This is a genomic window from Streptomyces sp. NPDC057474, from assembly GCF_042802555.1.
GTDB lineage: Bacteria > Actinomycetota > Actinomycetes > Streptomycetales > Streptomycetaceae > Streptomyces.
On record NZ_JBHVDX010000017.1, the window covers coordinates 27830 to 48315 of the forward strand.

18 protein-coding genes and 3 pseudogenes are annotated in these 20486 nt (G+C 69.4%); 12 read left to right on the forward strand and 9 right to left on the reverse strand.

The features are described from left to right. The first annotated feature begins 2 nt into the window (after positions 1-2). From ACFU53_RS07315 to ACFU53_RS07325, 3 genes are all read left to right on the forward strand, one after another. Positions 3-644, forward strand: coding sequence for a nuclear transport factor 2 family protein (locus ACFU53_RS07315; RefSeq protein WP_383987036.1), 642 nt, complete (start codon positions 3-5; stop codon positions 642-644). A 112-nt stretch (positions 645-756) separates the two neighbouring features. Further along, on the forward strand, positions 757-1521 hold the full coding sequence (locus tag ACFU53_RS07320) for a CoA transferase subunit A (protein WP_383987167.1): 765 nt from the start codon (positions 757-759) through the stop codon (positions 1519-1521). After that, positions 1521-2159, forward strand: a complete 639-nt coding sequence (locus ACFU53_RS07325) for a 3-oxoacid CoA-transferase subunit B (protein WP_383987039.1) — start codon at positions 1521-1523, stop codon at positions 2157-2159. The genes ACFU53_RS07320 and ACFU53_RS07325 overlap by 1 nt, the downstream gene beginning before the upstream one ends. A gap of 641 nt (positions 2160-2800) precedes the next feature. Here the strand turns inward: ACFU53_RS07325 and ACFU53_RS07330 are convergent. After that, the gene (locus tag ACFU53_RS07330) at positions 2801-3958 is read right to left on the reverse strand and encodes an MFS transporter (protein ID WP_383987040.1); all 1158 of its coding nucleotides are present in this window, start codon (positions 3956-3958) and stop codon (positions 2801-2803) included. A 310-nt stretch (positions 3959-4268) separates the two neighbouring features. Here ACFU53_RS07330 and ACFU53_RS07335 point away from each other — a divergent pair, with 310 nt between their 5' ends. Continuing rightward, positions 4269-5351, forward strand: a complete 1083-nt coding sequence (locus tag ACFU53_RS07335) for an AraC family transcriptional regulator ligand-binding domain-containing protein (protein ID WP_383987043.1) — start codon at positions 4269-4271, stop codon at positions 5349-5351. Between the two features lie 37 nt (positions 5352-5388). Here the strand turns inward: ACFU53_RS07335 and ACFU53_RS07340 are convergent, their stop codons facing one another. From ACFU53_RS07340 to ACFU53_RS07355, 4 genes and pseudogenes are all read right to left on the reverse strand, one after another. Continuing rightward, positions 5389-6813, reverse strand: coding sequence for an aldehyde dehydrogenase family protein (locus ACFU53_RS07340; protein ID WP_383987046.1), 1425 nt, complete (start codon positions 6811-6813; stop codon positions 5389-5391). Then, positions 6810-7688 carry an SDR family NAD(P)-dependent oxidoreductase gene (locus tag ACFU53_RS07345; protein ID WP_383987049.1) on the reverse strand — a complete coding sequence of 293 codons (879 nt, stop codon included), beginning with the start codon at positions 7686-7688 and terminating at the stop codon, positions 6810-6812. Before ACFU53_RS07345 ends, ACFU53_RS07340 begins: the two co-directional genes overlap by 4 nt. Then, a complete protein-coding gene (locus ACFU53_RS07350; RefSeq protein ID WP_383987052.1) occupies positions 7685-9031 on the reverse strand; it encodes a flavin-containing monooxygenase in 1347 nt (448 codons plus the stop codon). The genes ACFU53_RS07345 and ACFU53_RS07350 overlap by 4 nt, the downstream gene beginning before the upstream one ends. Before the next feature lie 202 nt (positions 9032-9233). After that, a pseudogene (locus tag ACFU53_RS07355) lies at positions 9234-9701 on the reverse strand (ATP-binding protein); the annotation flags it as partial. Between the two features lie 102 nt (positions 9702-9803). On the opposite strand from ACFU53_RS07355, the pseudogene ACFU53_RS07360 reads away from it, so the two are divergent. Then, positions 9804-10337 (forward strand): annotated as a pseudogene (locus tag ACFU53_RS07360) (non-reducing end alpha-L-arabinofuranosidase family hydrolase); the annotation flags it as partial. A 109-nt stretch (positions 10338-10446) separates the two neighbouring features. Here the strand turns inward: ACFU53_RS07360 and ACFU53_RS07365 are convergent. Continuing rightward, positions 10447-11412: a helix-turn-helix transcriptional regulator gene (locus ACFU53_RS07365; RefSeq protein WP_383987055.1), complete on the reverse strand. Its 966-nt coding sequence runs from the start codon at positions 11410-11412 to the stop codon at positions 10447-10449. Positions 11413-11504: 92 nt separating this feature from the next. On the opposite strand from ACFU53_RS07365, the gene ACFU53_RS07370 reads away from it, so the two are divergent. Beyond that, the gene (locus ACFU53_RS07370) at positions 11505-11870 is read left to right on the forward strand and encodes a VOC family protein (RefSeq protein ID WP_383987058.1); all 366 of its coding nucleotides are present in this window, start codon (positions 11505-11507) and stop codon (positions 11868-11870) included. A 71-nt stretch (positions 11871-11941) separates the two neighbouring features. Beyond that, positions 11942-12950, forward strand: a pseudogene (locus ACFU53_RS07375) (IS481 family transposase). On the opposite strand, the gene secD reads toward ACFU53_RS07375, so the two are convergent. The 3 genes from secD to ACFU53_RS07390 form a co-directional block, all read right to left on the reverse strand. Then, on the reverse strand, positions 12922-15174 hold the full coding sequence (gene secD / locus ACFU53_RS07380; protein ID WP_383987060.1) for a protein translocase subunit SecD: 2253 nt from the start codon (positions 15172-15174) through the stop codon (positions 12922-12924). The pseudogene ACFU53_RS07375 and the gene secD sit on opposite strands and share 29 nt — an antisense overlap. 622 nt (positions 15175-15796) lie before the next feature. After that, a complete protein-coding gene (locus ACFU53_RS07385; protein WP_383987063.1) occupies positions 15797-16462 on the reverse strand; it encodes a response regulator in 666 nt (221 codons plus the stop codon). Continuing rightward, on the reverse strand, positions 16459-17412 hold the full coding sequence (locus ACFU53_RS07390; protein WP_383987066.1) for a HAMP domain-containing sensor histidine kinase: 954 nt from the start codon (positions 17410-17412) through the stop codon (positions 16459-16461). Before ACFU53_RS07390 ends, ACFU53_RS07385 begins: the two co-directional genes overlap by 4 nt. Positions 17413-17713: 301 nt before the next feature. Here ACFU53_RS07390 and ACFU53_RS07395 point away from each other — a divergent pair, with 301 nt between their 5' ends. Genes ACFU53_RS07395 through ACFU53_RS07415 form a run of 5 tightly spaced genes read left to right on the forward strand, consistent with a single transcriptional unit; the run spans position 17714 to position 20484 of the window. Then, on the forward strand, positions 17714-18076 hold the full coding sequence (locus ACFU53_RS07395) for a TraR/DksA family transcriptional regulator (protein ID WP_383987069.1): 363 nt from the start codon (positions 17714-17716) through the stop codon (positions 18074-18076). Between the two features lie 48 nt (positions 18077-18124). Beyond that, positions 18125-18499, forward strand: a complete 375-nt coding sequence (locus ACFU53_RS07400; protein WP_383987072.1) for a TraR/DksA family transcriptional regulator — start codon at positions 18125-18127, stop codon at positions 18497-18499. Continuing rightward, complete coding sequence (locus ACFU53_RS07405) at positions 18496-19311, forward strand: rod shape-determining protein (RefSeq protein WP_383987075.1); 816 nt, start codon at positions 18496-18498, stop codon at positions 19309-19311. Before ACFU53_RS07400 ends, ACFU53_RS07405 begins: the two co-directional genes overlap by 4 nt. A gap of 37 nt (positions 19312-19348) precedes the next feature. Then, positions 19349-19648 carry a hypothetical protein gene (locus ACFU53_RS07410; protein WP_383987078.1) on the forward strand — a complete coding sequence of 100 codons (300 nt, stop codon included), beginning with the start codon at positions 19349-19351 and terminating at the stop codon, positions 19646-19648. Between the two features lie 47 nt (positions 19649-19695). Continuing rightward, positions 19696-20484, forward strand: a complete 789-nt coding sequence (locus tag ACFU53_RS07415) for an SGNH/GDSL hydrolase family protein (RefSeq protein ID WP_383987082.1) — start codon at positions 19696-19698, stop codon at positions 20482-20484. Positions 20485-20486: the final 2 nt, after the last annotated feature.

Genomic DNA, 20486 nt, shown 5'->3' on the forward strand with positions numbered 1-20486 from the left:
AGATGACCGACCAGCTGACGGACCGAACGACGGATCAGGTGACGGAACGTCTGGGGATCCGCGAACTGATCGAGAACTGGGTGCTGTGGCGCGACGCGGGCGACTGGGACCGCTTCCGCGAGGTGTGGCATCCCGACGGCCGGATGATGGCCACCTGGTTCCAGGGCTCGGGCGACGAGTTCATCCGCGTCAGCCGCGCCGGTTTCGAGCGCGGCGTCCGTATCCTGCACTTTCTCGGCGGTACGACGATCGAGGTACGCGGCTCGCGGGCGACGGCGCAGACCAAGATGACCATTTCGCAGCGCGGTCCGGTCGAGGGCGTCGAGTGCGATGTGGTGTGCACCGGCCGCTTCTACGACTTCCTCGAGAAGCACGAGGGACGCTGGAAGATCGTGCTGCGCCAGCCCATCTACGAGAAGGATCGGCTGGACCCCGTGGGCACGGGCCCCGGTCCGGCGCTCGACCCCGAGCTGCTGGCCCGGTTTCCCGAGGGCTACCGGCACCTCGCCTACCTCCAGAGCAGGATCGGCTACGAGGTCAAACCGGACATGCCGGGACTGACCGGTCCGGAGGTCGAGAAGCTCTACGCCCAGGGGGCCGCCTGGCTCGACGAGAGGGCTTTCCCGGGCGCCCCGACCTCGTAACAACGGGGACGCCAGGCCGCGTACGGCATTCGGCGCTCCGTATCCGGCGTGCACACCTGCACCTGCACCCCTGCACCTGCACCTGCACCTGTCGAAGAAAGGCATGAACGACGTGGACAAGGCCATGGCCTCGGCCGCCGAGGCGGTTGCCGACATCTCGGAAGGCGCCTCACTGGCCGTAGGTGGCTTCGGTCTCTGCGGCATCCCCACCGTGCTCATCGATGCCCTGCACACACAGGGCGCCGGCGGCCTGAGTGTGGTCTCCAACAACTGCGGCGTGGACGACCATGGCCTCGGCGTCCTGCTCGCGGCCGGCCGGATCACCCGGGTGACCGGCTCGTATGTCGGGGAGAACAAGGAGTTCGCCCGCCAGTACCTCGGCGGCGAACTGGAGGTGGAACTGACCCCGCAGGGCACCCTGGCCGAGCGGCTGCGCGCGGGCGGTGCCGGCATCCCCGCCTTCTACACCCCGGCCGGGGTCGGCACCCAGGTCGCCGAGGGCGGGCTGCCCTGGCGCAACGGTCGCGACGGCGGCGTTCTCGTGGCGTCGCCGCCCAAGGAGACACGGCACTTCGGTGACCGGGCGTACGTCCTGGAGGAGGCCATCACCACCGACTTCGCCCTGGTACGGGCGGCGCGGGGCGACCGGCACGGCAACCTCGTCTTCCACCGCAGCGCCGCCAACTTCAACCCCCTGGCCGCCATGGCCGGGCGGATCACCATCGCCGAGGTCGAGGAACTCGTCGAACCCGGCGTCATCGACCCCGACGCCGTACATCTCCCCGGCATCTACGTCGACCGCGTCGTCGGTCCCGTCCCGGCCGACGGCAAGGGCGTCGAGAAGCGCACCGTGCGCGAGCGTGAGGAGCGGCACTGATGGCCTGGACCCGTGAGCAGATGGCGGCCCGCGCCGCCGAAGAGCTGCCCGACGGCGGCTACGTCAACCTGGGCATCGGACTCCCGACGCTGATACCGAACTTCCTCCCGCCCGGTGTGCACGTGGTGCTGCACTCGGAGAACGGCATCCTCGGCACCGGCCCCTATCCGTACGACGACGACGTCGATCCCGACCTGATCAACGCCGGCAAGGAGACCGTCACCGTACTTCCGGGCGCCGCCTTCTTCGACTCGGCCCTCTCCTTCGGGATGATCCGCGGCGGCCGGATCGATGTCGCCGTGCTCGGCGGCATGCAGGTGTCCGCCACCGGCGACCTCGCCAACTGGACCGTCCCCGGGAAGATGATCAAAGGCATGGGCGGTGCCATGGATCTCGTACACGGCGCCCGCAAGGTCATCGTCCTCATGGAGCACACCGCCAAGGACGGCTCCCCGAAGATCCTCAAGGAATGCTCCCTCCCCCTCACCGGCCGTACCTGCGTCCACCGGATCATCACCGACCTGGCCGTTCTCGACATCACCCCCGAGGGCCTCTCCCTGGCGGAACTCGCCCCCGGAACGGCCCTCTCGGACGTGCGTGAGCGCACCGCCCCGGAGCTGCTGCTGCCCGAGCGATGATGGCCGGCCCGGCGCCGGCGGGAACGTACGTGGGATCACCGGCCCGAGAACGTCGGCGCAGACAGCCGTCGCCCTCGGGCGGGTATGTGTACGGGCCCATGATCCGTGTCCTTTCCCTCGAAGTCCGGATCCTTCGAACGAGTCCAGGAGCTGGTGCGGCGCCGGCGTAGGCGTAGGCCCTCGGCCGACAGAATCCTGCGGACCGGCTGCGGCCAATCGCCATCCCCAGCCGTCCGGCCTCGGCAGCCAGTGCCTCAAGGGTCCGTTCGGCGGACCAGACTTGTCCGCGGCCTCCAGTCTGCGCAACTGCTCAAAGCAGCGCTGTAGGCGCGGGCCTCTCCCCTGCGTCACGGAACTCGGAGCGCGCAGGGCGGCCACTTCGGGCACCCGTCCCCCGCAAGTACGTCCAACCCTGCGTGGCGCGGCGGTAGCGTGACGAGCCGGGACGACCGAGATGGCCCGCCCTCAGGTTCGCCTTCAGCGTGGCGTACGCGTCGCAGGGCACCTCTCGACAGGACGCTCAAGGGCTACCGGCGGGCGGGAGATCCAGCGGCGCCTGTTGGGACAGCGGGCGGGCAAGCACGCTTCCAATCAACCACCGCACAAGGGACGTCTGGCGAAGTGGCAAGCACCGCACAAGGCTACGAGCGCGGCAGGAACGGGGGGCGTGCGGTTCGGCGCTGTCGTGTTCCTCCGTCGTCGGCGGCCGAGTCTGAAGGCTGCGGGCTGAAGTGGCGGGCGGCGGCCAGGAGAAGAACCGCCATCACGGCCGGTGCCGCGTAGGCGAGACGGAACTGGCCGGTGGAGCCGAGGAGTCCGCTCACTGCGCCACCGGTGATGATGCCGACGTAGTTGAAGAGGTTCAGGCGCGCAAGGACCGACTCCGAGGCAGCGGGACGCAGCCGTGCGGCGTAGGCCAGACACAGCGGAGCCAGGACGGACACCCCCAGACCCGCAGCCCCGGCCGCGAGAACGGCGAAGGGCCAGCTCGGCGCGGCGGCCATGGCGGCCAGGGCGCCCGCGACCAGCAGGGCCGCGGTGCGGACGACGGCGACCGCTCCGAACCGTTGCACGATGCGGTCGGTGGCGGCGCGGCCGACGACTGTGCCGGCCTGGTATGCCGCGTACGCCAGCGGCGCGACCGTGAGGGACGCGGCGAGGGTCTGGCGCAGGTAGACCGCCGACCAGGCCGAGACGGTGGAGTCGACGACGTAGACGACAAGGAGGACCAGGCCGAAGGGGATGAGCCGGATCCACAGGCGACGCCCCAGCGGCGGTTGCGCGGAGGGGTCCGACGGCCCCGCGGCGGAGGAGGGGAGGGCATGCGTGCGTATACAGACGGCGAGGAGCAGCACGATGCCCGCCTGAACGCTCAGGCCGGCGGCCACGGGCCATCCCAGGCGGGCTGCCCCGGCAGTGAGCAGGGCCGCGACCACGCCGCCCACGCTCCATGCCGTGTAGAAGGAGCCGAAGATGCTGCGGCCGTAGGCGCGTTCGATCGCCGCGGCCCGGGTGTTGACCCCGACATCGAGGGCGCCGACCGCGAGCCCGAAGAGGATGTACGCGCAGATGGCGGTCGCCTCGTCGGGGGCCCACCCGATCAGCACCAGCGCGGCGGCGGCCGTCAGCACGGCCCCGCGCATCGTGGCTACGGGACCGGCGCGGCGGATCACGGCCAGACCCAGGAAGCTGCCGGCCCCTGCCATCAGCGCCACCGCGACCATCAGGAGGGTCGTCAGGAGCGGAGACAGTTTCAGGTGTTCGGTGACAGCGGGGACGGTCGTGTACACGGCGGCCACGGAGACACCTTGTGCGGCGAAGGCGAGGGTCGCGCCCTTTCGGGCGCCAATCCTGGAGACCGGTTGCCCGGCCCCCGCCCGGGCTGGAGCATTGAAGGACATGACGCTGTCGCGCCCTCATTTCCTGTGTGCGCTGGAGTGACCAGTCGAGGACCAGCAGGTCGAATGCCATGCGGGTTACGGAAACCGTATGCAGGCGCGGACGGCGGGCTCAGGACGCCAGGGGCCGTACAGGGGACTTCGGGGGCCAGGGCGGGCGACCGGTGATGCCCGTTGCCTACGGTGGTCGTTCGAGGAGAAGGTGAGTGCGATGTCCCTTGCCCCCGGCCCGGCAGACCCTCCCGGGACCAGCCGCAGCACTTCGGCGACGATCCAGCCGAACATCCTGCGTTATCTAGTCGTGGTCGCCGACGAGCGTGGCGTCGATCTGCGGCCCCTGCTGAAGCAGATGGGACTCGACGAGACGGTCATGCGCTCCGCCGCGCTGCGGGTGTCGTACCGGCAGGGCAGCGCGGTGATCCGCCGTGCGCTGGAGCTCACCAGGGACGAGCGCCTGGGTCTGAACGTCGGCGCGGCGCAGCACCTGACCGCGTGGGGCCTGCTCGGCTTCGCCCTGATGGCCGATGACACGCTGCGGCACGCCATCGAGACCGGGGTGAAGTACCAGAACCTGTCCGGGGCGATGGTGGTGTGGTCGGCCGGTGTGGGTGAGGAGGACGACGCCTTCGTGCTGCGCGCCGATCTTCCCGATCCCGCCATGGACCCGGCCGTGGCTTCCTTTTTGAGCGAGGAGGCGTTCGCCTCGGTGGTCACCCTGTCCCGGCTGGCCGTCGGTCCGGCCTTCGCGCCGAGGGCGGTGGAGTTCTCTTTTCCGCCACCGCGCCAACTCGACCTGTACGACGCCCTGTTCCGCTGCACGGTTCGCTTCGGCGCCCCCGCCAACCGCATGGTCATCGACTCCGCGTGGGCCCGTACCCGGATGCCCGGCCGGGATCCGGTGAGCTACGCGTCGACACTGGAGATGCTCGATACGCAGATGGCCGGCCGCCGTGACCAACAGGACCTGCTGGAGGTGCTGGAGATCTCCGTCGCGCAGGGCCTCCCGGTGGTGCCTTCGTTCGGTGAGCAGGCGCGGCGGCATGCGACGAGCGAGCGGACGCTGCGCCGTCGGCTGGCCGACTGCGGCACGACGTACGAGGCACTCGTCGAGGGGGTGCGCCGGGAACGCGTCGAACAGCTGTTGCTCCGCCCGGAACTGACACTGCGCGACATCGCCCGCCGGGCGGGGTTCTCCGACGAACGGGCGCTGCGCCGTGCGGTACGCCGCTGGCACGGCACCTCCCCGGTCCAGCTGCGCGAGCGGATGCTCCGGGGGGCGGGGTACACGGAATGACGCGTCGGCTGCCGCGCCTGCCGGCTGCCGGCCCGGGTCAGCGGGTGCGGATCCAGATCGTCTTCTCCCGGGTCCACTGGTCGAAGGCGTTGGTGGACTTCTCCACTCCACCGAATCCGGACTGCTTCCAGCCGCCGAAAGGTGTGGTGATGTCACCCTCGCTGTAGGCGTTGACGGAGACGACGCCGGCCTCGATGCCGCGGGCCAGTCGCAGCGCGGTGTCCAGGTCGCGGGTCCAGACCGAGGCGGCGAGACCGTACTCGGTGGCGTTGGCCCTGCGTACCGCCTCGTCCTCGGAGGTGAAGGTCTGGACGGTGACGACAGGACCGAACAACTCCTTGGTGAGGACGTCACTGCCGTCGGGGGCTCGGGTGATCACGGTGGGCGGGTAGTAGGCGCCGCGGGGAGGCAGCCCGTTGGGCAGTCCCCCGGTGTGGATCTGGGCTCCGCCGCCCCGGGCGGCCTCCACGGCTCCCGCGACCCGATCGAAGGCGGTGTGGTTGATGAGCGGCCCCATCTGTGTGCTCGGGTCGGCCGGATCGCCGATGACGAGCTTTCTCGCCGCGGCCGTGAACCGCTCCAGGACCTCCTCGGCGATACTGCGGTGAACCAGAACCCGGGAGCCGGCCGTGCAGTTCTGCCCCATGGTCAGGAACGCGGCCTCGATCATGTTGTCGATGAGCTCGTCGCCGTAGGAGAGCGCGTCGGCCATCAGGACCTGGGGGCTTTTGCCGCCCATCTCCAGCGAGACGCGCTTGAAGTTGCTGTCGGCGGCGTGCTTGAGGATGCGGCGGCCGGTCGTGGTGGACCCGGTGAAGGAGAGCGCCCCTACGAGGGGGTCGAGGGCGAGGGCCGCGCCGGCTTGCCGGCCGTACCCGGGCAGGATCGTGAGCACGCCGTCGGGCAGGCCGGCCTCGGCTGCGAGGGCGGCCAGGTGCAGTGCCGAGCGTGGGGTCGCCTCGGCGGGCTTGACCAGCAGACAGTTGCCTGCGGCCAGGGCCGGTCCGACCTTCCATGCGGTCATGGCCAGCGGGTAGTTCCACGGCAGGATCGCCGCGACGACCCCGACCGGTTCGCGGCTCATGAGACCGAGACCGCCGGAGCCGCTCTGCGCGAGACGGCCGAAGACCTTGTCGGCGGCCTCGGCGAACCAGCGGATCGACTCGATCGCGCCCGGTACGTCGCCCGTACGGCACTCCGTGATCGGTTTGCCCGCGTCCTCGCTGTCCAGCCGGGCGAGGATCTCGGCGTCGCGTTCCATGAGGTCGGCCAGGCGCAGCAGCACCGCGCCGCGCTCCCGGACCGGCAGCCGCGACCACACCCCGGCGTCGTGGACCTGCCGGGCCTGCTCGGCGGCTTTGGCGACATCGTCGGCGCTTGCGGCGGGCAGGGTGGTGATCGGCTCACCGGTGGCGGGGTTGACGACCAGCAGCGTCCCGGTCAGCGTCTCGTTCGGGGTCATGCTTCCTCCACCAGCTCCCAGCGCCCGTCGGTCCGGCTGGCCAGTCCGCGTCGGCCCAGTTCCTCCAGATAGCGGGCCATGCCGCGGTCACCGCGCTTGCGGAACAGCGGGAAGACCCGGGGCAGCAGGTTCGGCATGAGCATCGCGAACCGCACCAGACGGGACTCACCGGGCCGGGGGTAGGCCTCAAGTCGGGGCTTGTCCAGCAGGCTCACCACGGCCGCGACGACGTCGGCGGGCTGCTGGGGCCGGTCCTGGAACTGCATGGAGTTGCCGCCGTCCACGGCTTCCTGACGCAGCATCCGGGTGTCGGTCGCCGACGGCAGTACCGAGCCGGCCAGAATGCCCTTGCTCCTCAGGTCGAGCCCGATGGCGAGCATCGCGCCACGCAGCCCGAACTTGGAAGCGGTGTAGATCGGGGTCTCGCCCAGCGGGAAGATCCCGCCGAGGGAAACCGTGGTGACCACCCGGGCGTCCCCGGAAGCCAAGAGAAGAGGAATGGCGATCCGGGTCGCGACCAGCGGTGAGGTCAGGTTGAGGGTGATCTCCCGCTCGATGCTCTCGACGCTGCGGACGTCGAAGCGTTCCGCGCTGGTCATGCCCACGTTGTTGACGAGTACGTCGAGGCGACCGTGCTCATCGGCGACCAGCTCGAACAGCCGCTCCACCTGGGCGCGGTCCATCAGGTCGCATCCGATGCCCGTGTGCCCGGCGCCGGGAAGGTCCGCGGCCACCTTCATGGCGCGGACCGCGTCGATGTCGACGACGACGCAGCGGGCGCCGCCGGAGGCGAAGCGGCGGCACAGCGCACTGCCGATGCCGCCCGCGCCGCCGGTCACCAGCATGACCTTGTCGGTGAAGTCGAACCCTCTCATGCCGCCGCCTCCGCGCGTCGAAGGGACCGCACGGGCGGAGGCTGGCCCTCGGTGCGCCAGCCCATCTGCCCCGCGACCTTGCTCAGGTACTTCACGAAGGCCCCGCCGTCGACGTAGCCGGTGTGGCGGGGCGAGTCGACGAACTTCAGCCCGCCGGACAGATCCGGCCGGTCGGCGCGGATCATACGGGCGAACCGCTCCGCGTTCGGCAGCCGGTGCCGCGCGTCATGGATGTACCCGGCGATCAGCTGCGCCTGGAAGTCGAAGAGCTGGTACGCACCGGAGTTGGTCTCGATGAAGCCGATGCCGAACAGGCCCTCGTGCTCGCGCGAGAACGACGACAGATACAGGTCCGGGTGCTGTTCGTCGCCGAAGTACCGCTGCGCGACCGGCACTTTGTGGACGTACCCGGTGGCCAGCAGGACGAGATCGAAGTCGTCGCTCGTGCCGTCGGTGAAGTACACGGTCCGGCCCTCGGTGCGGGCGATCCCGGGCCTGGCGGTGATGTCGCCGTGCTGAAGGTGGTGGATCAGCATCGAGTTGATGGCCGGATGGGTCTCGAACAGCTTGTGGTCCGGCTTCGGCAGCCCCAGCCGCGTCGGGTCGCCGTTGAGGACCCGCAGGAGAGCGCCGAAGACCCGCTGCGCCAGCCACATCGGCAGGTGCGGCCCCCTGTTGGCGATGGTGTCCACCGGCCGGCCGAACAGGTGCTTGGGGACGAACCAGTACCCGCGTCGCATGCTGATCACAGCGTGGTCCGCGGTCCGGGCCGCGTCGCACGCGATGTCGCAGCCGGAGTTCCCCGCGCCCACGACCAGGACCCGCTTGCCCCGCAGCTCCTCCGCGCTGCGATAGCCGACGGTGTGCCGGACCTCCCCGCTGAACTCCCCCGGCAGTTCGGGGAGGTTGGGGTGCCACTGCGAGCCCGTGCACACGACGACCTGCCCGTGCACACTTTCCCGCCCGTCGGCCCGGGTGACCGTCCAGGTGCCGTCCGCGTTGTTCTCGACGTTTTCGACGTCGACGCCGAACTCTATGCGGTCCGTCAGCCCGTAGGCGTCGGCGAAGGACCGCAGGTACGACAGGATCTGCCGGTGGGGCGGGTAGTCCGCGAAGTGGTCGGGCATCGGGAAACCGCCGAAGCCCGACAGGGTCCTGCTGGAAATGAAGTGGGCCGACTCGTACATCGGGCTGCCGGGACTGTCGATGTCCCAGATACCGCCGGGCCCGGTGTGCCGCTCCAGGTGCGTATACGGCAGATTCCGCTCCGCCAGTGCCCTGGCGACCGCCAGGCCGGCAGGGCCCGCCCCGATCACGCACGTATCAAACTGGCTTTCCTTCATGGGCCTGCCTCCTCGTTCATCCCGCATCACGGGTGTTGGAGGAAACGTATGCGCCCGCCGTGCGGCGGGAACTGACCTGCGCGGCCATGGACCGGACCTCAGCGGCCGCGCGACCATGGCACCCGTCCGCGCGGCAGCCTGACTTGCTCGGCCGACCGCTGATGACCGTCCAGAGTGATCGGTGAACATCGCGGGATGTGCGTCAGCCGCTCGCACTGGGCCGGCTGTCGCGCTCGCGCGCACGCTCATCCGGCAGGGGCTGTTCTGCCCAGATCGTCTTTTTAAAGGGAGCTCTGACGACTGCCCCAGCGTTCGGCGACCTGGGCGACGAGCAGCAGGCCGCGTTCGCCCTCGTCGAAGACGCGGGCCCGCCGCAGGTGCGGGGCGGTGCTGCTGCCGTCGGAGACCTCGCAGATGAGCGCGTCGGCGCGGATGAGCCGCAGCTGGACGGGGGCGATGCCGTAGCGGATGGCGTTGGTGACCAGCTCGCTGACGACCAGCTCGGTGGCGAACTCCAGCTCGGACAGCCCCCAGTCAGCCAGCTGTTCGTCCGTCATCCGGCGCGCCCCGGCGACGGCCGCGGGATCCATGGGCAGCTGCCAGAGCTGCGTACCTGGTCGGCGCCGAGCGTGGAGGTGCGGGCCAGGAGCAGGACGATGCCGTCGGCAGGGGGCACGTGCGGTAACCGTACTGGTGGATGAGTCGCTCGACGCGGGCCGGCGTCTCGTCCGACACTCCGGACCGGCCGTTGAGCACCTTCGACCCCAAGTGCGGCTACTGGGTCGACATGTGGGTGATCTGCGACAGCGCCAACTGCCATCTGTTCTCCTCCGACGACAACGGGCACCTGTACCGGTCGCAGACGACCGTCGGCCAGTTCCCGAACGGCTTCACCAACACCGTCATCGCGGCCCAGGACTCCAAGTACGCCCTCTTCGAAGCGAGCAACGTGTACAAGGTGCAGGGCGCCGACCAGTATCTGCTCCTGGTCGAGGCCATCGGATCGGACGGCCGACGCTACTTCCGCTCCTGGACCGCCGGCAGCCTCGCCGGATCCTGGACACCACTGGCCGCGTCCGAGAGCAACCCGTTCGCCAGGGCGAACAACGTCACCTTCCCGTCCGGAGCCTGGACCAGGGACATCAGCCACGGTGAGATGATCCGTGCCGGCTACGACCAGACACTCACCATCCCCGCCTGCCGACTCCAATACCTCTACCAGGGCATGAACCCCAACGCGGGCGACGACTACAACACCCTCCCGTGGCGGCTCGGCCTCCTCACCCAGACCAACTCGACCTGCTGATTTCGGCGCAGGCCCCCGGCTCACCTTGAGTTCCAGTGGTCGTCCCAACACCCCAGGGTCCACGGGCACTTCAGGCCGATCTCCGGCGCAGGTCGCTAGCTGTTGCGGGTCAGGACGTTGGTGACGGCGCATAGTGGTGGGCAAGATTGGTGGCGAGGTCGCGAAGGTGAGCCCTGGCTTCGGTGGGGCCGTGCACAGTGATGGCGCTCCCGAACGGCAGTAGTGCTCGCACGTCCTCCAGATGCAGGAAGCGGATGGTTACCTTGCGGCCGGTGGCGGATTCTTCATGGTCGTCCCAGACGAGTCGTAGGCCAAAGATCCGTTGCGCTCGCTCGATCTGGGTCTGGTCGATGGTGGCGCTGACCTCTATCGCGTGGTTGTGCTCCCACTGATCAATGAGCGCTCCAGCGACGGTGGCCAGGGTCTGGCTCTCGCGGATCCGTCGTGGCTGGTCGACTTCTTTCCACGTCGTGATCCGTTCGAGTCGGTACATCCGTGACACTCGGGCACAGTCGGCGACGAGGTACCAGATGCCGGCCTTGGCGAACAGCCCGTAGGGATCCACTACCAGGTCGCGTGGGCATGACTCGCGTGGGCTGTCGTACTCGATCCGTAGCCGGCGACCTCGCCGCACTGCGCCGATCAGCGAAGCCGGAGTCGTGCCGGAAGCTCGTGCCTGACGCCAGGGACGGCTGTCCACGTGCACTACGTCGGTGAGCGGCAGGAGCTCATGAACTCGACGTGGCTGTGTAGCGGCGATCTTGGAGAGCGCGCGCTGGCTTTCGACCGATGCGTTGAGCTCCGCACGTTGCTTCTCATCCAGCCCGGTGAGCGACAGATGATCACGCTCGCCCGGTGTGAGTCGCGTGAGGTCGAGTCCGGATCCGGGCAGCATGGTCACGCCTCCGAGGCGGCCCCGGTGTGCGGTCACCGGCAGACCGGCGTCGCGGAGCCAGTTCAGGTCTCGGGTGATGGTTCGAAGGGACACTCCGAGCGCTGAGGCGAGTTCCTGTGTGGTCACGGCATCCCTCGATTTGAGGAGCAGCATCAGGGTGAAGAAGCGGTCTGGGGTCACACATCAATTTTTTCAGGAATTGCGACACGATGCGGCGCATATCCCGGTCAGGCTGGTGGATGCGTACCTACCACCTGTGAGAAGGAACAACCATGACCACATCCGTCGTGTCCATCGTCTACGTGAACGACGCTCCCACCGCAGCTCGTTTCTACGGCGACCTCCTCGGCATGAGCCCCTCGTTCGAGACTCCGGGATACATCACCTTCGACCTCGGGCCAGGCGCTGACCTCGGTCTGTGGTCTGGCCAGTTCGAGGATCTGTCACCGGACGTCCCGCGCACCAGTGAGGTTTGCCTGGCCATCGACGGTGGACCCGACGAGCTCAACGCGACCTTTGAGCAGTGGAATTCCAAGGGGGTCACGATCCTGCGCGAGCCTCATGATGCGGGGTTCGGGCTGACCTTCCTCGCAGCCGATCCTGACGGGAACCGTATCCGCGTCGCACCGCGGGACTGAAAGGCCGCAATGCGGCAGGCGCGCACGATAGGTGTCGCGCCTGCCGTCGTCTGACTTCGAGAGGACGACGAGTGCCCCACGCGAATGCGCCCCTGAGCGTCGAGGGCCGTAGGCGGCTCGTGAAGCGGTGCCGGACACGTCCCATCGCCCACGTCGCCGCTGAGATGGGTATCTCTCGCGCATGCGCCAGCAAGTGGGTAAATCGCTGGCGGCTACACGGTGATGCGGGATTGCAAGACCGGCCGTCAAGTTCGTCCGCACCGGAGTCCGAACGCGACTCCAGTATGGGTCATCGAGCAGATCGAGTCCTGGCGCCGCGAGCTCAAGTGGTCCGCGCAACGGATCACCGACGAACTTGTCAGTAGCGGTTTTGTGATCGACCGGCGAACTGTCAGCCGACACCTGACCCGGCTCGGCCTCGGCAAACGCCGCTTCATCGACCCAGGCGGTGAGAACAACCGGAAGCCGGGGAAGATCACTGCCCGCTGGCCCGGACACATGGTGCACCTGGATGTGAAGAAGGTCGGCCGGATCCCTGATGGCGGCGGGTGGCGGATCCATGGCCGGGACAGCGATCAGGCCAAGGTCGCTAGTCGGGCGAAGTCGGCCGGGGCAAAGCGTGGCTACGTCTACCTGCACTCCGTCGTCGATGGTTTCTCACGGCTCGCCTACACAGCACCGCTGGGCGATGAGAAGGGCGCGACGGCTGCTGTTTTCCTCGCCCGGGCGAAGGTCTGGTTCGCCGCCCACGGCATCAACCACATCCACCGGGTCGTCACCGACAATGGCGCTTGCTACCGCTCCGACGACTTCGCCCGCATCGTCGGGCAAGGCACCCGGCATCAGAGAACCAAGCCATACACACCTCGGCACAACGGGAAGGTGGAGCGCTACCAGCGCATCATGGCCGAGGAAGTCCTCTACGTCCGCGAGTTCACCAGCGAGGACGCCCGGTCAGCCGCGATCGCAGTGTGGAACATCCACTACAACTACCACCGGCCGCATAGTGCTGCCGCCGGAAAGCCGCCAGCAGCACGCCTCCGCGAGAGCGTCACCAACGTCGAGCCCTCATACAGCTAGCTGCGTTGTGAAGTTCGATGGCGAGTGGGGTGGCGGTGAACATGGAGGAACAGGTGCCCACGGCGAGGCCGATCAGCAGGGCGAGGGCGAAGTCGGCGAGGGAGTCGCCCCCGAGGACGACCAAGGCGGTGAGGATGAAGGCGGCACCCATGCCGGTGTTGACGGTGCGGGGCAGAGTCTGCAGGAGAGCTCGGTTGGCGATGGCCGCGAAGGGGGGCGTGCGGTCACTACGGCTCAGATCCCTGATGCGGTCGAAGACGACGACGGAGTCGTTGACCGAGTAGCCGATGACGGTGAGCAGAGCGGCGAGAAAGACACCGTCTACGGGCTTGTCCAGCCAGGCGAAGATCCCGATGAGGATCACCACGTCGTGGGCGAGGGCGGCAACAGCGGAGGTGCCGAACAGCCAGCGGAAGCGGGCCGCGAGGTAGAGGAGTTGGGCGCCGAGGGCGACGACGAGGGCGATGAGGGCGCCGTGGCGCAACTCCTCGCCGAGGCTGGGGCCGATGGCTTCGTCGCGGAGCTTGTCGGCCTGGTCGGTCAGAGTGCTGATGGTGTCGGTGACGGCGGCCGCTTGCGCGTTGGTCAGCCGGTCGGTGCGGACGGTGAGCTGGTTGTCGCCGGAGGTCTGGACGACGGTTCGGGGGAAACCGGCGTCGGCGAGGGCGGTGCGGGCCCGGTCGGGGTCGACGGGCGTGGCGGTGGTGTATTCGATGAGGCGGCCCCCGGTGAACTCGACACCGAAGTCCATGCCGCGCACGGCGATCCCGGCCGCGGCCAGGGCCAGGACCGCGGCGGAAGCGGCCAGCCACCGCCGGGGCCGACGCATCAGATGCGGTTGGGTGCGAGTGAGGCGGTCGCGGACGGTACCGGTATGGGCGATGCCCGTCAGGCGTGGGCGGCGACGGAGCCGGCGCCGGGAGGCGGCATGGTCGGCGAGCGCACGGGTGATGACCAGGGCGCTGAACATGGAGGCGAGCACGCCGATGCCCAGAGTGACGCCGAAGCCACGCACGGGTCCGGAGGCGAGGAAGAACAGCAGGCCGGCGGCGATGAGGGTGGTGATGTTGGAGTCGGCGATCGCGCTGAAGGCGCCACGGAATCCCGCGGTCAGGGCCGAGCGCGGGCTGGGCCGGTGGCGGGAGGCGTACTCTTCGCGGGCCCGTTCGAAGACCAGGACGTTGGCGTCGACCGCCATGCCGATCGCCAGGACGAAACCGGCGAGGCCGGGGAGGGTGAGGGTGGCGCCCAGGGCGGCCAGGGCGGCGTAGGAGATCAGGCCGTAGCAGGCCAGCGCCACGACGGCCAGAACGCCCATGAGCCGGTAGACGGCGATGATGAACAGCGCGGTCAGCCCGGTGCCCACCGCGGCGGCCCAGGCGCTGGCGGTGATGGCTTGGGCGCCGAGGGTGGGACCGATGGTGCGCTGCTCGACGTTCTCCACGGGTACGGGCAGGGCGCCACCGTTGATGAGCAGGGCGAGTTCTTTGGCTTCGTCGGCGCTGAAGGATCCGGTGATCTGCGTGGAGCCACCGCTGATGCCCGAGCCGCAGCCGACCGAGGGATCGATCTGGGGCGAGGCGATGATCTTGTCGTCGAGGACGATGGCGACCCTTCGGGACGGTTCCCCCGCCGGGGCACAGGCTGCCTGGCCGGTCAGGCGGGCCCAGCCGTCGCGGCCGGCCCCCTTGAAGTCGACGGTTACATGCCATCCGGCGCCGGCCTGCTGGTCGAGCCGGGCGGCGGCTTCCTTGACGTTCTCGCCCGTCAGTGAGGCCGCTTCAAGGCGCAGGAGTCGGCCGGACTCATCCGCCAGAACCTGTTGGCGCGGCCGCTTCGGCAGCGGTTCGTCCGTGTTGTCGGCACTGGTCGAAGTGCCGAGGACCTGATGGAAGGTGAGCTGGGCGGTGCGGCCGAGGACATCGGCGGCCTCGGCCGGATCCTGCACTCCGGGCAGTTCGACGACGATCCGGTTGCTGCCGGAGCGCGCGAGGGTGGGTTCGGCGACGCCCAGTGCGTCGATGCGGCCGCGCAGCACCTCCAGGGTGCGGTCAGTGGCTTCGCTGTCGGCCTCAGCGGTGGCGGTGGGGCGGGTTTCCAGCACGATCTGCGTGCCGCCGCGCAGGTCGAGTCCGAGGTGGACGGGCACGGTGAGGGCGATGTACAGGGACAGGGCGACAGCGGCGAGGGCGAGCAACCCTCGGATGCGCAGGGCGCGGGTCAAGACGGGCCTCCGGCAGGCACACCGCAGCCAGGCATGACTGCGGTCGACGGAAAGAGAGAGAAGTTCAGGTGCCTGGTGGTGGAGGTGGCGCCCGCCCCTGGTGACGGCCCATCGGATGGGGGGAGGCCGGCAGGCTCACCGCAGCCAAGGACGCCGTGTGTACGGGCGACGGCGGGCTGAAGGGCCTGCAGTGTGAGGCGACGGTGGCCATGCCCGGCGGTGACAGCCGCTCGCCAGGAACATCGCGAGGGCTTCGGAGCAGGGCGGCGCAGTGCCCGTCGTCCGCCCGCGTTCCACTGCCGGCCTGCGCGGCCTCGGAGGCCGACGCCACGCGGTGCTCGGAGGCCGACGCCACGCGGTCCGGCATGCCGGGCTCTGTACCGCCGTACGAAGGCGGAAGGAACACGGCGGTGAGGACGGCAAGCAGGACAGCGATCAGCGCTGCCGGGCCGAGGTCATTGCTGCGGGGAACGGTGAGCAAGCCGCGTGCCATGCGCCGTCCCCTTCTTGATGTCGGTGGTCCGCTAGTGCGAACGGGTTTGCCTGGGCTCAGAGTTCCGGCTGTGGAGGCTGTGGAGCGGGCGGCCGGAGCCCTGAGGCAGTCACAAAGGTCCGAGCGGCGTCAGGGTTCAATGAGGCCGGCGCGGATGGCGTAGCGCGTGAGTTCCAGGCGGTCACGCAGGCCGAGTTTGTGCAGCAGGTTCGCCCGGTGCCGGTGGACGGTCTTGATGCTGATGAAGAGCATCTCGGCGATCTCCTTGGAGGAGTGCCCCTCGGCGACGAGCTTGAGCACCTCCTCTTCCCGGGGGGTGAGGACCTGGTCGGGTGGTTCCTCACCGTGGCGGACGCGGTCGAGATAGTTGCGGATGAGCGCGGTGACCGCCCCCGGATAGAGGAAGGGCTCGTCGCGCATGGCGGCCCGGCAGGCCGCGACCAGGTCACGGTCGGCAACCGACTTCAGCACATATCCGCTGGCGCCCGCCTTCAGTGCCTGGAAGAAGTACTGCTCGTTGTCGTGCATGGTCAGCATCAGCACGCGCAAATCCGGCTTCCGCGCGATCAGTTCACGGGCGGCCTGCAGGCCGGTCATCCGGGGCATGGCGATGTCCAGCACGGCCAGATCGACCTCGTGGGTGCGGGCGAGTGAGATGGCCTCCGCGCCGTCTCCGGCCTCGGCGACGACCTGGAGGTCCGGCTCCCCGTCAAGGATGAGCCGCACACCGCGCCGAACAAGCGCGTGGTCATCGGCGAGGAGGATGCGGATCACGGGCGGGTCGGTCGTGGTCATGGCTGCTTCCTGGGAACGGGTACGGTCAGCCGGACCTGTGTGCCGGCCTGCGGCTGGGAGGTGACGTCCAGCGTCGCCCCGATGAGCAGGGCCCGCTCACGCATCCCGCGAATCCCCGCGCCTTCCCGGGCCACCCCTGTCCCCCGGCCGTCGTCCGTGACGGCCAGCACAACCGTGCCATCAGTCGGGCACAGGCTGACCTCCACCCGGCCGGCCTCGGCGTGGCGGGCCGCATTGGTCAGGGCCTCCTGCGCGACCCGGTACAGCACCAGTTCGGTCTCCTGATCAAGTTCGGGCAGGCCGCCATCAAAGCGACGTACGACGCGCAGCCCGGTGTGGGTGGCGAACTCGGTGGTCAGCGAGGTCAGGGCACTGACCAGGCCGAGATCCTCCAGGACTCCCGGCCGCAGTCGGCGCACCAGGCGACGGACCTCGTCCAGGCTCTCACGGGTGATCTCCTGGGCCTGGTGCAGCTCACCGCGCAGGGGCTCGTCCGCGTCGTCCGCTGCCCGCTTCAGCCCCAGCAGGACCGCGGTCATGCTCTGGCCAACCTCGTCGTGAAGTTCCTGGGCGATACGGCGTCGCTCGGCCTCCTGCGCGAGCAGCGCGCGGGCGCTGCTCGATGCCCGCTCGTGTTCCAACCTCTCCAGCATGGCGTTGAAGGTGCTGATCAGCTCGGCGGTCTCACCCCGGCCGCGCTCCGGCAGCCGCTGACCGGGGCGCAAGAGATCAACAGTGGTCATGAGCTTCGTCAGCCGGTCCAGGGGGGCGAGCCCGATCCGCAGCAGGGCCGCGTTGGCGATCAGCATGACGACCAGGCCGGCTACGAGGATGATCGCCTCGGTCAGCACCACCGGGACGGAGACGGTCACCGGAGCCCACAACAGCAGCGCGGTCGCGGTCCCCAACACCACGGCGTTGAGAGCGAAGATCCGCCAGAACAGGGACACCGCGATGACGCCTTCCTTTTCGTGACACGGCTTTGTGACACGGCTTTTTTCTTTCCCATGGTCGCCGCGTACCCGGAGCATGTGGTGCGCTCCACCGCTGCGGGCCGGCCTCCTGCAAGCCTGCCCGCTCCCGGGTGGTTCCGTCGATGGGCTCCAATGCCCATTTCCGCGCCTCTGGCTCGCCCACGCCACGGTAGGACCCGAACGGCTGCACATGGGTATTGCGCCCGATGGGTTTCGCGCCGCACATCGGTCACGGTGAGGTCATGTCCCACCCACCATGCGGAAGATAGGACCCGCCATGTCACTCGATACGCCCCGCACCGAACCCCGGATCGAACCCCGGCCCGAACCCCGCACCGAACCCCGGCCCGGGCGTCTACCCACGCACGAGGCCCGGCAGCGCCTCGAACACGAACGCGCCACCCGCCTGACGCAGCTGCAGGCCATCGCCGAGGCCGGGCACGATGCGGAGGATCAGTTGATGTCGACGCAGAAGGACACCATCGAGCGGGTCCTCAAGGAGATCGACGCCGCCTTCACCCGTGTCAAGGACCGCAGTTACGGCACCTGCCAGGGCTGCTCCAAGCCCATCCCGGTCGAGCGCCTGGAAATCCTGCCCTACACGCGGTTCTGCGTCCCCTGCCAGCGCAACACCGCCTGACAACCGCCCGCCCAGTCCCTCCGTCTCCCGGCCTGCCCAAGGGGTGAAGTGGTGAACCAGCAGATCATCGGCGAACACGGCACGACCCTGTCGACCGAGGACCTCGCCGCGCTGCGCGAAAACCTGCACGAGCAGCGCCTGTTCCGCCAGGAACAGATCCAGCAGCTCACGGCCACGGCCGTGCCCCGTGCCGAGGCGCTGTTCGACCGGCAGGCCGCCTCTCAGACCGAGGTCCGCGTCAAACTCGCCGCGTCCGCCCGCATGGTCCTCGCCGACGTCGAAGCAGCCCTCGAGCGCATGGACCAAGGCCACTACGGCAACTGCCATCTGTGCCGCAAACCCATCGACCGCGTGCGTCTGATGATCGTGCCGCAGGCCCGCTACTGCGCCCGCTGCCAGCACCTCAGGGAGGCCGGCCGGTGACCACGACTCGCCGCCCCCGCTCCGGCAGGCCCCGGCATCAGCCATGGCCCTGGTACCGGCAGTGCTGCGGCATCGCCCTCGACCTGGGCAGCGCCCGCACCCGCGCCTGGAGTTCCGGAAACGGACTGATCTTCGACGTACCCACGGTGGCCTTCGGCAACGGGACCGTCCATCCCATCCAGCGCGGCGCCATCGTCGACACCGCCGCAACCGCCCGGATGCTCGACCGTCTGCTCGGCCACCGTCTGCCCCGCTCGACCCGCCCCCTGCTCATCCTGACCACACCCGTCCTGGGGGGAGTCGCCTTCCGCACCGAAGCCCGCCGCGCGGCCGAGATTCTGCGGCCGCACACCGTCCTCACCGTTCCCGCCGCGCGAGCCGTGGCCGTCGCCGCGGACGCCGACCTGGTCCGGCCCCTGCTCGTGGTCGACATCGGGGCCCACGTCACCGATGTCGTCCTTCTCGACGACGGCGCCGTGACCGATGCCCACCGCACCACCCTGGGCACCAGCGATATGGACCGCCTCACCCCGGCTACGCAGATCACCGACGCGATCGCCGCCATGGTGACCGCCATGCTGGAACAGGACCACACGTCCCGGACATACGACGCGCTGCAGCGGGGCGTACTACTGGCCGGCGGCGGCGCGCTGCGCCCCGACATCGCCCCCCGTCTCGCCAAGCTGCTGCGCGTTCCCGTGAAGCCCGTTCCCACCCCGCACACCGCAGCCGTCCGCGGCGCCGCCACACTCCTCCAAGCCGACCACAACCACCCCTCCACCACACCGCCCCCGTGCCACGCCGGTCGGTAGCCTCGGAACGGACACCGAGCGACTACTGGAGCCTTTGATGATTCGAGACCTGTACAACGTCCAGCTGCGGCCGACGGAAGGAGGTCCCACACCGCTGACCGACGAAGAGGAACAACGCGTGCGGGCGGTGCTGTTCCGTGAACTCGGCAACGAGATCGCCGACCGGGGCTGGGCGCGGTTTCCCGCGTACACGCCGGAGGAGCGCCGTCGGCTGGTTGACGTTGCGCACCGCCTCAGCGTGCACTGGGAACGGCAAGTGGTCGTCGAGGCGGAGGACCAGTGTGCCCTGCGGCTCTACCTCGCCGGGCCCGAGGCGCGTTCCATGACGCAGGCGTAAGGCCCCCTGATGCTTTGCTACTGACGTAAATGCGTAGGCTTCTCGCCATGACCGCTCCGCACCCCTACCGGCGCTATGTGGCGATCGGCGACAGCATGACGGAGGGCCTCGGCGACCCCGATCCGGCGGGCGGACACCGCGGTTGGGCCGACCGGCTGGCCGAAGTCCTGGCGGGGCACCAGCCGAGCCTGACGTACGCCAACCTCGCCGTACGCGGCAGGACGGCCGCCCTGATCAGGGCCGAACAGCTGGGCCCGGCACTGGAGTTGGAGCCGGACCTCGTGACCGTCATGGCCGGTATGAACGACCTGGTGCGATCCGGCTTCGACGCAGGGGCGGTCGTCGCCGACATCGAGGAGATGTTCGCCCGTCTCACCGCGTCGGGCGCGCAGGTCGCCACCGTGACCTTCCCGGACCTGGGGAAGGTCTCGCCGCTCGCGCGCCGGGTGCTCCCCCGCATCCTCGACCTCAACACCCGCCTGCGCGCCACCGCGGAGCGGCACGGCGTCGTCGTCCTGGACGTCTTCGCGCACCCCGTCACCACCGATCCGCGCCTGTGGGCCGACGACCGGCTGCACGCGAGCCCGCTGGGACATGCCCGGATCGCCTCAGGCATGGCCCACACGCTCGGTCTGCCGGGCCACGACAACTGGGCAGAGCCACTTCCTCCGCATCCCCCCGTTGCCGCCCTGCGGGCGTTCGGCGCCGAGGTGCGCTGGGGCGTGGACTTCCTCGGGCCGTGGCTGTGGCGGCGACTGCGCGGACGTTCGTCGGGCGACGATTGCTCGGCGAAGAGGCCGGAGCCGGGTCCGGTGAGGCTCCAGGACACGGCCTGAGT